The 14,287-nt window shown below is 52.3% G+C and carries 8 protein-coding genes, 2 pseudogenes and 1 CRISPR repeat array; of the genes and pseudogenes, 2 read left to right on the top strand and 8 right to left on the bottom strand.

Features of this window, described 5'->3' with window-relative positions; all coding sequences use genetic code 11:
* Position 1 precedes the first annotated feature (1 nt).
* Positions 2-1,201 carry a CRISPR-associated protein gene (locus tag QWV57_RS01815; RefSeq protein WP_081212710.1) on the bottom strand — a complete coding sequence of 400 codons (1,200 nt, stop codon included), beginning with the start codon at positions 1,199-1,201 and terminating at the stop codon, positions 2-4.
* A 1,105-nt stretch (positions 1,202-2,306) separates the two neighbouring features.
* Entirely contained in the window at positions 2,307-3,053 is a 747-nt protein-coding gene (gene cas6, locus QWV57_RS01810; RefSeq protein ID WP_015373843.1) for a CRISPR-associated endoribonuclease Cas6, read from the bottom strand.
* A 48-nt stretch (positions 3,054-3,101) separates the two neighbouring features.
* On the opposite strand from cas6, the pseudogene QWV57_RS01805 reads away from it, so the two are divergent.
* Positions 3,102-3,975 (top strand): annotated as a pseudogene (locus tag QWV57_RS01805) (IS982 family transposase).
* A gap of 49 nt (positions 3,976-4,024) precedes the next feature.
* Positions 4,025-4,454: direct repeats of the CRISPR family, unit length 30 nt; unit sequence GTTTCAATCCCTCATAGGTACGATAAAAAC.
* A 196-nt stretch (positions 4,455-4,650) separates the two neighbouring features.
* Here QWV57_RS01805 and QWV57_RS01800 read toward each other — a convergent pair.
* From QWV57_RS01800 to QWV57_RS01780, 5 genes and pseudogenes are all read right to left on the bottom strand, one after another.
* A pseudogene (locus QWV57_RS01800) lies at positions 4,651-5,034 on the bottom strand (RpnC/YadD family protein); the annotation flags it as partial.
* 49 nt (positions 5,035-5,083) lie between these two features.
* Positions 5,084-6,304, bottom strand: coding sequence for a TIGR02679 family protein (locus tag QWV57_RS01795; protein WP_015373841.1), 1,221 nt, complete (start codon positions 6,302-6,304; stop codon positions 5,084-5,086).
* On the bottom strand, positions 6,301-10,422 hold the full coding sequence (locus QWV57_RS01790) for a TIGR02680 family protein (protein WP_301100207.1): 4,122 nt from the start codon (positions 10,420-10,422) through the stop codon (positions 6,301-6,303). Before QWV57_RS01790 ends, QWV57_RS01795 begins: the two co-directional genes overlap by 4 nt.
* A complete protein-coding gene (locus QWV57_RS01785; protein ID WP_301100206.1) occupies positions 10,382-11,578 on the bottom strand; it encodes a TIGR02678 family protein in 1,197 nt (398 codons plus the stop codon). The genes QWV57_RS01790 and QWV57_RS01785 overlap by 41 nt, the downstream gene beginning before the upstream one ends.
* A gap of 2 nt (positions 11,579-11,580) precedes the next feature.
* On the bottom strand, positions 11,581-13,071 hold the full coding sequence (locus QWV57_RS01780; RefSeq protein WP_020755712.1) for a TIGR02677 family protein: 1,491 nt from the start codon (positions 13,069-13,071) through the stop codon (positions 11,581-11,583).
* A gap of 145 nt (positions 13,072-13,216) precedes the next feature.
* On the opposite strand from QWV57_RS01780, the gene QWV57_RS01775 reads away from it, so the two are divergent.
* The gene (locus tag QWV57_RS01775) at positions 13,217-13,906 is read left to right on the top strand and encodes a hypothetical protein (protein WP_129446990.1); all 690 of its coding nucleotides are present in this window, start codon (positions 13,217-13,219) and stop codon (positions 13,904-13,906) included.
* Here QWV57_RS01775 and QWV57_RS01770 read toward each other — a convergent pair.
* Entirely contained in the window at positions 13,903-14,265 is a 363-nt protein-coding gene (locus QWV57_RS01770) for a hypothetical protein (protein ID WP_128723143.1), read from the bottom strand. The genes QWV57_RS01775 and QWV57_RS01770 overlap by 4 nt on opposite strands.
* Positions 14,266-14,287: the final 22 nt, after the last annotated feature.

The raw sequence follows: 14,287 nt of genomic DNA, 5'->3' as shown, positions 1-14,287 counted from the left end.
CTTATCTCCCCACTCCCGCCAATTGTTTCGTGATATCGATAAACTCAGAATCCTCTTCATAAATCCCTTTTCCTCTTTCCGCTTCCCGCTCATATCGGTTATGGTCAAGCCATAAATAGTTGGCATACAAGCAATCTTCTTTTTCATCGTATCGGTAAGCAAGGCGAAACGCCGTCTGTCCGTTGCTCGCTCCTTTGTACAAGTGATATTTCACTTTTCGGACATCAATCGTTTTGAATGACTTTTCGTGGTACAAAACGCCCATGTCTCCCTCTTCATGCTTCAGCTTCTTTACCAGCTCCCGCATTTGTTGGTGCACAAACAGCAACTGGTGATGATTGTGTTGCAACATATTGGCGACTTGTTTGGATACAAGGTACGTGGTCGCAAACAAATGTTTATATTTTTCATGTTCAAACAAAAATTGTCCAAATGCACTTAAATACACAAGACCATCCTCTTGCTGGAACAAAAACGGATATTGAAGAATACATTGTTTTTCGCGGTAAGAAAGCGAATCCGCATCAACCATGTCCTTTTGGCATTTCCGCAACAGATCAAAGTGATCATGAACAAATTGCTCATCAATATGTATCGGCACAGGAGGAATCTCATGTAACACTTGGCCGTCCTCATGCATATAAGCTGTCGGATAGTGCAGAAATGCCCCGACGATGTAGCCCAACGATGTCATCACTTTATACCCGCCAATCGGCGCAAAACAAGTTGTTGACGGTTCCCCGTGGGAGAGAGCATCCGCCACCTTCCACATGTACTCTCCCAATGTCTCCTGCATCCGTCTCGGATGGTTCACATCAACGTCCACATATATAATGCGGACATTTGCTTGAAAGTCCTCCTCAAGCAACCTCGTCAAGATGGCTTCCACAATCCGTCCCCCAACCGTTTCCGTCACAATGAGAACGACCGTCGGCCTTTCCGCCAATTTCCCTTGTCTACGAAGTTCGTAAATCATCGAATATTCCGCCGACACACGATTGGGATCTCGGGCGGCCTCATGAGCAAACTGCCCGGCATGGCGAATCCATTCATCAATTTTTCGTTGTTTTTCCTCGTCGATGTTGGTCGCGCTCAACCAAGGACGAATCTCCCCCATGATTTCATCCCGATTCATCGAGAAAACGTTCCTGTTTCCTGTCAGCAACGACACACCACACGTTACAACAATATGCTGGTACAACCGCCCTTCCCCTCCATATTTCTTTCATCTCAGGAAAATATAGCTATGTTTATATCAATTATATCCTATTTTTCAATTATAGAGGAGGATATTTTTAACAATTTCAAACATTTTCCCACTGAAGAGACGGGTGAAAAACGAATTTTCCACCCAACTTCACGAAGGCGAATGGAAAATAACAAGGGCCCTCGAAAGTAAAAGAGCGTCTCTTCCAGCTGGTTTTTCCGTTGCTTCCCCCTTTTAAGGAGCGACGCAAAACAACGTCGGAGGACGAAACACAAAAAAAGAATCCCCTGCTCAGAAGGGATTCCCTCGATCGAAAGATGCCGCCAACATAGATCGCTGCCATCTTATTTTTTTCTCCCGTCACTTAGAAAGGCAACCCGTGAGACTAGAAATGCCTTTGCCCAACTTAGAATGCTGTACTGCCTGTTCCGCAGGCGCCCATCCGTTACGCACAATGCTTCATCACCGCAAACGAAGCAAATGAGAGATGTGGTCTGAACTAACTCTGCGACAACAACGAGCCCCCCATCACACCTGCGCGCGAAGATGAAGAGGGTTCAGTTCCTTGTGGATACGATAAAAACATCATAGATTGGCTTGACCGCCGCAAGCAAAAAGTTTCAATCCCTCATAGGTACGATAAAAACGTTTTTCCTTGCGTAAAAGAAGAAAATAAATTAATTGGTTTCAATCCCTCATAGGTACGATAAAAACCCGAAGTTATCGAGGGAGAAAAATCAAGATATGTACAAGGTTTCAATCCCTCATAGGTACGATAAAAACCCGAAGTTATCGAGGGAGAAAAATCAAGATATGTACAAGGTTTCAATCCCTCATAGGTACGATAAAAACTCATGGAAGAAATCATGACAGTAAACAAAACGAGAGTTTCAATCCCTCATAGGTACGATAAAAACCCCAAAAATGCTTGTTGCATCAAGCATTTCGATCTAGCGCTGTTTTCAGAATACCACATTTCAAAAATTCTGTCAATAACCTTCAACCTCGATGGCTGTAAGTCTGAACCACCAAAAACCATTGTCGTCGATCCCCCGGGATTTTTGCACGATTGGAGGTCGACGACAATCCCATGACTCGTTTATCCACTTTTGAGGCGAAACATGCCAAATCCTTGTGAATTTCGGCCACCTAGACCAACATGATATAAAAATGTCAACTGTTCTGGCGAAGAACAGAGGCGGTAATAGCCAAGCCATCCTGTAATATATATATTCTTGAACATCGTCACCACACGATGACGATGATGAACATGAATCGGCTCGATCAATAGCCTTTCCGTCGGCGGAACACCGTAGTATGCTTCATATTTATGACGGAAATTCAATTCAATCAAGTGGGGGAACACCTCATCATCGGGATCAAAAAATTGCGTTTTCTTTCTTCCATCGAACGTTTCATATGTGCTATATACGGTCAACGGAGAGAGCATGACAATGTCCATTTCGTTTTCACGTATGTCGATGTTCTCCATTTTGACACTTTTCACTTCGATCAACTGTCCGTAAAGCTCAATCTCTCTCTGCAACAAGAATCGCTGCCCAAGTTGTTGAGTCAGTTCTGGGAGAACGGTGTCGATATGCCATTGGAAATCCCCCAAAAAATGAATTGTTTTCCTTTCTCGATTCACTTGATGCGTTCCAAATAAACGGCTAAATGTGAAAAGTTTAAATGACCGTTTCCCGTGACGGAATCCTTTGTCATGCAAAAAAGCGGCTAATTGTTCATTCTCTAACGAGCGATACACCACCCCTTGTAACAAATGTTGGTAATAGAGAGGCAAGGAAACAGGCCCTTGCCGTCCGCTCATTGTGATTGTCAATCTCATATTTTATCCTGTCCTTCCTTGTTGAGTGCCGTCCTTTGCCCTTATAAAATAAATTCGTCTCCACTTACTACAGATCGAGCCAAGATTCAAAAGCAATATGCCGCCATTTTCTTTTTTGTCTCTGCCCAACTGTCATCGATTCAGATGTACCTACAGCGTCGCAACCGCCATTTGGTCAAACAGGAAGACGCCGTGGTCATCGCGATTCATCTTTTAGGAAAGTTGCTCGGTTTGACATCCGAACGGGCATGGCATCGCTTTGTCACGGGAAATTTGTTCACAAATGGCTCGTTTCTCGAACGTTCCCGGTACAACCGCCGTTGCCTGACGCTTGACTTCGCCATCAAATGGATCGCCGTCGTGAGCAAAACGCGGCCAACATCATGCCTATGCCGTCGTCGACCGCTTGCCGCTCCCGTTGTGCCATACCGCAAGAATGCATCGCGTCAAACGGTTTCAAGAGATCGCAGACATCGGGTATTGCGCTTCCAAAAAGCAATGGTACTATGGGTTGAAGCTGCACCTTCAAGTGACCGATCAAGGGTTGCCCATGGGCTATGTGGTAACGGAAGCATCCTGCCATGATCGTATCGCCGCTGAAAGCGTGATGACTCAAATTCCTCATCCCTATAACTTTGGGGACAAAGGATTCATCAGCCGTGAGTTGCAAAAAAGGCTGTACGAAGAGTACCAAATGGCGCTTTGGACTCCGTCTCGAAAAAACCAGAAACATTGCTGGTCCGAAGCATAGGAGAAATGGATCCAACAAAAACGCAAAGTGATCGAGACGGTGTTCTCGGTTCTGGTTGACCAATACCGGATCACAGGGATCCGAGCAAATTCCATGATCGGATTTGAAGTAGCGCTCGACGGCATATTGTTAGCCTATTCCCTAGTTACACTTGGGCTAGTTGAGTTCTAACGCTCAACTAGCACCACGGGTAACACAAATATTTTGGTACACCGGCACAGGTCTCATCCCTTGTAGGTACGATAAAAACGCTGTTGTTATACGGCAGAGAACTGCCTTTTTTCGGTTTCAATCCCTCATAGGTACGATAAAAACTTGATCCAGTTCCCCGATATGAAAATGAGGCTCCTGAGTTTCAATCCCTCATAGGTACGATAAAAACATATTATCGAATCCTTTGGGAACGCGGCGAAGAAATGTTTCAATCCCTCATAGGTACGATAAAAACATTGCTTCCATCGTCTCTGAAATACTAGAATCAAAAATGTTTCAATCCCTCATAGGTACGATAAAAACTTCCATTCTGGTCATTCTACCTTAGGTCTTCTTGTATGTTTCAATCCCTCATAGGTACGATAAAAACGCTGATTTAGCTTTACAAGAAAGAGAAAAGGGAGATAGTTTCAATCCCTCATAGGTACGATAAAAACCCACACAATGCGCATAAAATCAAGCTTTTCCCCTTTTGGCTGTTTTCAGAATATCACGTTTCAAATATTCTGTCAATATCGTTCAGCCGTGTTGGCTGTAGGATTTTGGCGCAAAAGAACATTGTCGTCGATCCCCAGGGGTTTTTGCACGATTGGAGGTCGACGACAATGCGGAGCTTGACGGCGAAGGGCCGTCTTACCCCTTCATCCTTTCAATCTTCTCCATCGGCATCCCGGTCAGTTCGTGGATCGTGTCGGCATCGTACCCTTTCGCCATCATTCTCTTCACCACGTCGAGCTTCCCTTCCTCGATTCCTTGTTGGAGTCCTTGCTTCATCCCTTGCTTTAACCCCTGTTCGATTCCTTGTTGGATTCCCTTTTCCATCCCCCGCTGTTCGTATGAGACGATGAGCTCCATCACACGCTTTGCTTCCTTCGTTTCCATTTGGCTCACCTCGTGTCGCGGTTTTGCTTCCTCCTCTTCAGATAGCCGCAAATACGTCTCGAAAAAACCGAACAACAGCCGCTGTTTCGCTTCATCCAGCTCGAGACGGACGAGCATGCGCAAAAATTCCTTTTGGAGAAGGAGACCCGATCGCTCCGGGCTCCTTCTCTGGCTCGTGGATGGACTACCCGTTGATATCCTCTGTCAGCCTCCCGATAATTGCCTCTTGATACCCCGCTTTTTTCGTTTCCGCCATCTCCTCTTTCAGCGGCTGCAGCGGCGTCGACGTTACGGACGCGAGCTTGGCGAGGCGCTCGGGGGTGAGGTCGACGACAGGGTTGGCAGCCTTATAATCGTCCACGGAAAAGCGCCAAAGGGTGACGGACGGTCCGTACCGCTCCTGCATCCGCTCCGCCATGGCCAATCCTTCCGGGTCGAAGTCACCGGAGTAATACAGCTTGGCGCCAGAAGCCGCGAGCAAATCGAGCAGCTTCATCGTCGCCAAGTTCATTTGCCCGTTCGTGCTGACAAGCGGGGCGCGGGTGTCAAGCAGCGTCGAAAAGACGCCCGCGTTTTCGACAATGTACACCGTCCCCCCATGGGCAGGGCGGGCGCGGACAAGCGACAGCACATCTCTAAGCGGCATGTTCAGCGCCGTGTTCGCCTCCCAGGCAGCGGAGAAAACAGGATGCGGTCCGTCCTTGGTTTCAGCAAGAATGTTGGCGCATGTGACAAAGTTCAGGATATCCTCACGGAGCAAGCCGACGGACTGGAGCAACTCGTTGACGCTCTCTACAGATGCCATGTCCCAATCCCCGGGCACGGTCGCTTGCAACGCCGAAAGCAACAATCTCCCCGGTAGCGTGGACAAATCGAACGCGTGCGGGTCGCCCGCCACTTGCTGGGCAAAGAGCGGGAGGCGCATGTATGACGGGAGCGGGAAGTAGCCCAGGGCGGCGCCGACAAGGCGGATGGCCTCCTCCAGGCTGCGGCGGTCGGCTTCGTACGCCGTTTGGACGAAGCGCTGAGGGCGGACCGACTCAACCCAATGATGCTCCTCGGTCAGACGCGCAAAAAAACGATCCCGTTCCTCTTCCTCCGCCTGGCGCCGTTCTTTGTTTGAGACAAGCGGGGCGCCGAAGTACTGTTCAAGCAGCTCGACAAGCCCAACGCCCGCAAACCTCGTCTGTCCGAGCTGTTTTTCAAACGCGATAAGGGAGACGCGGGAGACGTCTTTGCCGAAAAAGGCGGCGATCGACTCCCGCTCTTCCTTGGAGAACGACTGCAATGAAACCGCGCCGCCGACGCGGCCGAGCGACTCGTACTTGCGTTTCATTTCGGCAAACAGCCGCTTGAAGCCCGGTTCGGATCGGAAAAAGGCAGCCGCCTCCTTGGCCGTGCTCACGTCTCGATCGTCTCCCATTCTTTATCATTGACCATCAGCTGTTTGACGCGGCCGTTCCAACGGTAATGAATGACGGTCACAAACGACGCATTGCGCGGGCGGACGAGTTCGCAAATGGACAACGCGGGCACGGTGTCGTAGTCGCCCCAAAGCGCCTGCGAGTTCATGATGTAGTTAAAGCCGAGCTGTTCGACAAGTCCGAACAGGTTGCGGATGTTGTTTTCGTCAACGCCGGCGAACGCCTCGTCAAGGGAGATGATGTACGGGGCGTCATCGCCCGCTTCTTGGTAGCGCGAATACGCCGCGGCGAAAAGCGGAATGTACATCGCCATCGCCTTTTCCCCGCCGCTGAATTGGTAAAAGCGGTGGTTCGTCAGCTCGCGTTTCGGCTCGTTTGTTTTTTCATAGTACAAAGTGAAGGAAAACCATTTCCGATAGTCGAGCACTTCTTTAATGATTTGATGGAGCGTGCTGCCTTGGCCGCGCTCTTCAAGCAATTCGCGGGCGCGGGCGATTTTCGAGCGGAAATGGTTCGTCACCCGCTGCAAATCTTCCTCTTTCAACAGCCGTGAATCGATCCGCAATAGGCGCACCAATTCTTTCGTATCGAGCTCCGCTTCCGTCTCCGCCGTTTTCGGCTTCCATTGAATGGACAGCACAAGCCCTGATGATGTGTCGAGGCCGCCCATCAGTTTATTCATATCATTCACCCACCGTTCGGCGCGCTGAATGCGGCTGCGCAAAATGCGGCCGACTGATTTTAAAATGACGTCCTCATACAGCTCGCGGTCTTGTTCTTTCATATACTCGTGCTGCAAGACGATGTCGCGCTCCACTTCCGCCAGCACCGCAAACGGCGTGGCGCGCTCGCCTTTGTAGTCGAGGTAAATGACGTGCCGTTCTTGTTTCTCCCGCCAGTCCGCGGCTTTCATGGCCATCTCATCGTCTGGGGCAGCGGCGGTCCATTCGGGCTTCGTTTGTTCTTCCAGCGGCTCGAAGGACGCCCGGTATTCGGTCAAGTTGGACGACTCTTGGAAAAAGACGGTGTTCAGCCGCGCCAGAAGCGAGGAACGCGTCTCTTTTAACACTGCTTCGTACCGTTGTTTCGCTTCTTTCGCCTGCTCCAGGAGGGAGCGGGAACGATCAAGATCCACAAGCCCAAGCGCCGCTTCACGGGCAAACGACTTTTCCCACATCGCGGCGAGCTCGCGGGCGAACGCTTCCCGCTGCGCCCCTTTTTCCCGCTCTTCGACTAAGCGCATGAGCCGCTGTTCCGTGCGCGCCCGTTCGTTGACAAGGCGCGGAATTTCGCGGCGCAAAAACGCCAATCGTTCTTGGATGCGGGCGATTTCGGCGCGAATGTCATCCGCCCCCATTTGCGCGAGCGTCCGTTCCATCTCCGCGATTCGCAAGGCGAGCCGCTCGGTTTCATCCCGAAGCCGATTTCGTTCGCCTTTCGCTTCGTCGATCTCCGTTTCCAGCGCCGCGAGCCGCTCGCGCTGTTGGGCGATCATCGCCTCGGTATGGCGCGTTTCGCGGTAAAGCACTTCGAGTTCGTGCACATGGCGGACGTACGATTTCATGGCGAGCTGGGCTTGTTCACAGCCGTCTAAAGTAAAGGCCAAATCGAGCTCGGCCGACTCGTCGTGGAGCTGTTGTTTGATTTGTTTCCATTCGCGCGCCAAGAGAGCGGCTTTTTCTTCTTGCCGCTTCCATTCCCGTTCTTTGCTTTCGGCTTGGCGGCGCGCTTCTTGCGCTTCGTCAAACGCGGTGCGCACATCGCGGTCCGATGGGAAGGACGCCAACCAGTCGGCGAGCGCTTGGATGGCCGCTTCCACCGCCTGATGCGCCCCGCGCAGACGGTCGATCTCTTGCCCCACAGCGGCGATCTCGGCTTCCAGCGCCGCGATGTTCTCAAGCCGCCACCGTTCGCGCGCCGCACGGCCAATGAACATCGCCTTCGATCTCCGCGGCGCATGGCCGCGCACAAGGCCGAGCGAATAGCGCCCCGTTTCATCGATCGTCATGCCGCCTTCTTGTTCCACATCGGTGATCATGATGCTTCGGAGCACTTCGTCGATCCGTTCCATTGACACAGGGGCGTCTTTGTCGGGGCGCAAATAATCGGCGAGCGTATGCGCCATATGAGCCGGGTTCGGAGTGAGCACACGATCGCAGGCGACGTCAATCTCGCGAGCGGTAATGAGGGCGTCAAGCAGCCCCGCGTGTGAAAGCGCCGATTCGATCCGCTCGCGCACATCGTCAGGCACATCGTCGACAAATTCGACCGCGGCATAAAACGGGACAAACGGAATGCCTTTCTCCTCCAACGCCAACCGGGCGGCGACGGTTTGTTCATCCCGTTCAGGCTCGGGGTCGCGTTGTTCCCGCCATTGACGCAGTTCGGCCTCGCGCTCTGCCCGTTTTTCTTCCAACAGACGGATGTCATGCTCGAGCCGCCATTTCTCATCCTTTTTCTTGCCGACGGCATCGTAATACGCTTGCACGAATGGGCGCTTCAAATCATCGAGCGAATACTGCTCATAGAGGGCGCCCATTTGTTGCAAAAACGCCTGAATGTCCGTTTCGGAAACGTCGATTCCTCCCTGCTCGACCCAGGCAAGCACGGCTTGTTCAAACCGCTCTTTCTCCTCTTCGAACAGCTCTTCCCATTTCCGTTGCTGGTGGCGCCATTCGTCCATTTCCCGCCGCCTTTCGCCCGCCTCACTGCTCGCTTCTTCATAGCGCCGTTTCACCTCGTCATGCCTGCGCCAAAGGCGCGCCAGCCCCTCAAGCCGTTCGACATGACGATCGGCTTCCTGCTTCCAAGCGGCAAACGAAAACTCCTGCTGCTTTTGGCGATGGCGGTGAAAATCGTCTTCGTTCGTTTCATGCAAGGGAAACGCTCCTTCTTCGGCATCCATGCGCAACTGCTCCAACTCATCTTCAAGCTTCTGCTCAAGGTCATCCAACCGCGCTTCCGCTTCATCGAGGCGGCGGCGGTGCTGACGTTCCTGCCGTTCTTTTTCCGCAATCGTCTGCTCGTGCCGCTCCCGCCGCTCCTCTAGGCGCTGCCGTTCGGCTTTCAGCTGTTCATACTTTTCCGCCTGCTGAAACACTTCATGGCCAGCCAAGTCGATTTCGCGCGCTCGCAGCACGTCTTCCTCGCGGCCGAGGCGGGTGATGGACTCCTCAAGCTCATCAAGCGCCTTTCGCGTCTTTTCTTCTTCATCGTGAAGGCGGTGTTGTTCAGCAGCGAGCTGTTCCGCTTGTTTGACCGCTTTTACGTATTCTGCCGCCTTTTCGGCGATCATATATTCGTTGTACAGGCGGTACTGATCGCAAAGACGCTTCAACGCCCGTTCGTCGCGTTCGAGCTGCTCAAGTTGCTGCTTGGCTTGGTCCATGTTTTCAATCGTTTCGGATAAATGGCGGAGCTCGTCATCGGTCAACGGAGGCAGCGAGCTTTCCAAAATCTCATAAATCACCGTCGGCTTAAAGTCTTTCGACAGCTTCGGGCTGCGCAGTTGAATGAGCAGTTCGATCAATTCTTGAAACGCGTCGATCGTCTCAAAACGAAACACATGTTTGTTCACGAGCTCCATATACTCTTTTTGCGTCTCGACGACCGTCCCGCCCGCACCGAGCAATGCGGCGAGCTCGCGTTTCGTCAGCGGGATTTTTTCACCTGTTTTTTCTTGTTTATACAACTGAAGGTCATAGCCGATGCGGCGGTTGTCGAACATGACAAACCCCCAAAAGTCGAGGCTTTTTTGCCGCTTCGCGCGCAGGCCGATGCCCGTTGTGACGTATTGGTCGGATTCTTTCCGTTTATATTCTAAAAACAAATACCCCGTCCGCTCATCGCGATTGACGACGTCTTTTTCCCCAAGCAAGTAGTCTTCCATGCGCCGCGCCCGTGAACCGAACGGATCGAGGCGATCGGGCGTCTTCTTGCCGTCTAAAAGCACCGGGATCAAGCTTTGCATCGTCACCGACTTGCCCGCCCCGTTGCTTCCCCGCAACAGCAGCTTGCCGTCAGCGAAGTGAAAGTATTGCTCGTCGTAATACCAAAAATTAATCAGCCCCGCGCGATGAAGCACCCATGGATTCGCCATGTTCCTCCCCCTCTTTCGCGTCAAAATCATCTGGATACCGTCCCGACACCCGCCCGAGCAGCGGGTAAAGGACGATCATTCCGGTGTCGTGCTCCACATCGGCCATGCGCCATTCGTTGAGCGCCGCAAGCATTTCGCGGACAAGCTCGACAGCCGACATGTCGCGGTACGTTTTCCCCCACCCCGCCCCGTAACGGCGCCGGCAATCGGCAAGCCAGGCGGAAAATTGTTCAAACGTCAACCGGATGCGGCCGTATTCATCCGGCGGATATTCCCCAAGCCGCTCGCGCACCAAGGCAGAAAAATGAAGGATGATCTCCGACGTTCCTTTCTGGTCGGGAAATGTCGTGTACGGCGCCTGCCGCTCAGGCAGCGTCAACATGGCGGCGTTTTTGTACAACTCGTACCGAAACGGCGTATGCGCTTCGATGTCATCGCGCAGCCGATGGCGGAAGTTGCGCAAGTAGTAAAAGTCTTGCTCGTCCCCTTCCGTCCGATGCACCGCCGGGGATAAAAACAGCTTCCGATACAGGCGATGGCGCCGATAATCTTGCGGCGAGGCTTTCCACTCCTCGGCGAGCAATTCGTCGATCGATTCATATTGCAACAAATCTTTCGGATACGTGCGCATAAAATAACGGGCGAGCACCGGCACTTCGTACAGCGCCTCTTCCTCCACATGCTGGGCGAACGCCTCAATCTCCCCATCCATCCGGCGGACGAGTCCGATTTGTTCCGCTGTCTTCAACACGCGGATGAGCGAGCGCCGATGCGAGTAGTTCGTCCAATCGACCGGTAGATCCCCCGGGTACATGGCGCGAATTTCTTCGCATACGTCAGAAAGCAAAAACTTTTCTTCCACCGTTTTTCCTTCCAAATACGCCATCAAGCAGCAAAACAGCGCATAGTCAAGCGGCTCTTGAAACGACTCGATTCCCATCCACGGCTCCGGTTCGGCGGGAATTTTCTCGAGCTTGGCAAAATAGCGGTGAACGATGAGCCGATAGCCAAACTTCTCCTCCACATACCGTTTCAACACATGTTCGCGCTCACGGACGAGCTGGTACAAATCCGGCTCTTGGTCGCGAATGATCCAAAACTGCTCAAACAGCGCGGCGAGCGCTTCTTTCGCCTTGTCGTCAAACGCCGTTTCCATCCTCACTCACCTCCCGAAAGCACATGAATTTCGTAGTTCGGCATCACGAGTTCCCCATCTTCTGCGCGAAGGCAAATCGTCCCCTCTTTGTTCACCACTTTGACCACCCACCCGTTTTCCGTCTTCATTGCTTGCCCCTCGCGCCCCATCGCTTTGGCGATCCAGCCGAGCAGCGTTTTCCGTACGTATGGGGTCACCTCGGGAAGGTCGGCAAGCACGATTTTCCCGTCGGTCACAAGCTGTCTGAGCGCCGCTTCCTCGCGCGCTTTTTCTTCCAAATAGCGAAGGCGGGCTTCTTCTTTCTCCCGTTCTTTGTCTTCAATCGCCTGCGGCTTTTTCTTTTCCCCGTAATGGCGGACGCGCGGCTTCGTCACCCACTCGGCTGGCGGCTCGTCCCATACGTCGCGGTATATGTTGTCGGTTGCTTCCGTGTCAGCGACGAGATGTTTCGTATGGAAGCAGCCGAATACGACCGCTGACAGGCAGTGCGCCTCTTCAATCGATTCAAGGCGGGAAAACCAACGGGCCAAATGCAAGTAGTCGCCTTTGCGGCTGCGAAAATGATGATGCCGCTCGCCAAGCCGCTGCACGACGCGCGTCAGGCGGCGAATCGCCTCATTCGTCTGGTATTGCAAAAACGAAAGCTCGCTCTCGCGCCCGTTGCGGCCTAAAAACCATTCGCACAGGCTGCGCCACGTCTCCCATTTTTCTTCAATCTGCACAGCGCGCGGCGGCAGCGCATCGGCAAAGCGCGGGATCGACCGCTCATAGTCGACGACACGCTCGATGAACTGCCGAACCCCTTCTTCCGGCAGATCTTCAAGCAATTGTTCAATCTGCATCGACGTTTTTTGCAAGGCGACGATAAAATCGCGCAAGTACGCCGTAAACTGCTCTTTATAGACGAGAAACGACTCGGACGTCATCCGCTCTTCCAAGTTTTCACTGTGCAAATAAGCGATATAGTCGGCGGAATTTTGGATGATTTTCTTAAAATAATCGAACGTCTCTTCCCATACTTGATGCATTTCATCCGCTTGTTCTTGAAAATCAGAAGCGATGATCGCCTCCATGCGGGAAAGAGATGCATACAAACGGTCGAACCGTGTTTTCTCGAGGGACCCTCCGAACGAATCCCCGAGCTGCTCAAGGGTACGGATCATCCGCTCGATCTCCACCGTGTACGGGCTGCATTGGTAGCGAAACCGCTTTTTCTTAAACTCTTCAATCGTCCGGACATGGGACGTCTCTTGGCGGGCGATCAAGTTGTTCCATTTGACGAGCTGGTCGAGGTCTTGCTGCAAGTCATCTTCCGTGTAATCCGCAAACTCCTCGTGCTGCTTTAAAAAGGCGTACACTTCTTCCGGAAACAAAAATTGGCGCATCCGCTCGTGCTGGATGTAGAAATAGCGCAAAATCGCCCGGTAGCGGTGCGCGTTTTCCGTTGATAAATATTTTGTTTCGACAATCGGCTTGAGCCATGTGGCGTCCATTTCCGTCCACCTTTGCTTCGGTTTTTTTCCTATGTTTATTGTAACGATTCTCTCCGCTCTTTTTCTAGCAAAAACCGTTTTCCTATTTTTTCTCGCCATCGGCGCGCGTTTTTTGTAAAATAGAGGGGAAAAGGAGGTGAAACGAATGGAAGCGTTGCTGCGGGAAATTTTGCATGAAGTGAAAGCGACGCGCGCGGCGGTCGAATCGCTCGAGCAACGGGTTGGCGCCTTGGAGGGGCAAGTGGCCCAGCTCAATGAACGAACAGGTGCTCTTGAAGCTCAAATGACCAAGCTGAATGAGCGCACGAGCGTTCTCGAACGCCAGGTCGCACAGCTTAACGAACGAACAAGCGCCCTTGAGCAGCAGTTCACTCAGTTGAATGAGCGGACAAGCAACCTTGAGCACCAAGTTGCTCATCTCAACGAACGCATGGGCACTATCGAACATCAAGTCGCCCAACTCAACGAACGCATGGGCACTATCGAACATCAAGTCGCCCAACTCAACGAACGCATGGGCACTGTCGAACATCAAGTCGCCCAACTGAACGAGCAGACGACCACGCTTGCGCAACAAATCGACTTGCTGGATGAGCGCACGAATGAAACGAAGGCGATCGTTGAAGCGCTCCGCCATGGGCAAGAAGTGCTGACCGCCAAATACGAGGCGATGGCGCACGACCTTCACCATATGAAAGGCGACCTCACCCATATCACATCCATCCTCGAAGACAAAGTGCTGCCTGCCCTCGCCGAACATGAAGCGGGACTGCACGTCTTGAACGCCCGCGTTTTCAAAACGGAAAGCACCCTTCATCGCCTTGTTCATGCCTAATGCGTTCCCCATAAAAAACGTTCCACACGGATTCCTTTTTCACCCGGCAGCCGTGGGCTGCCGTTTTTTTGTTCACGTGTCGATCCGTTCGTCTTCGCCATGGAGCCTGCCAACCTTTCGATCAACGGCGCGGGGGAATGCATAGCCAGCATGTTGATGGATAAACGGCGGGCTTGTTCGGACATCTCGAATTCGGAGCATTCTGAAGGATTCGCCAGCATTCCGGAGCATTTTTTAGGATCAAGGAGGAGAGGGCCATCATCACCGCGAGAGCAGGCGAGAGGCAAACATATCGGCTGATACCAAATTTGCCAGTTGCACCCAAATTGCGGTATCCTTTGTTTGTGACGCTTTTTCATCCCCTCCGCGTCTTGTTGCCGC

The organism is Geobacillus zalihae, assembly GCF_030414215.1.
GTDB lineage: Bacteria > Bacillota > Bacilli > Bacillales > Anoxybacillaceae > Geobacillus > Geobacillus zalihae.
This window is presented reverse-complemented; position numbering and strand designations above follow the sequence as displayed.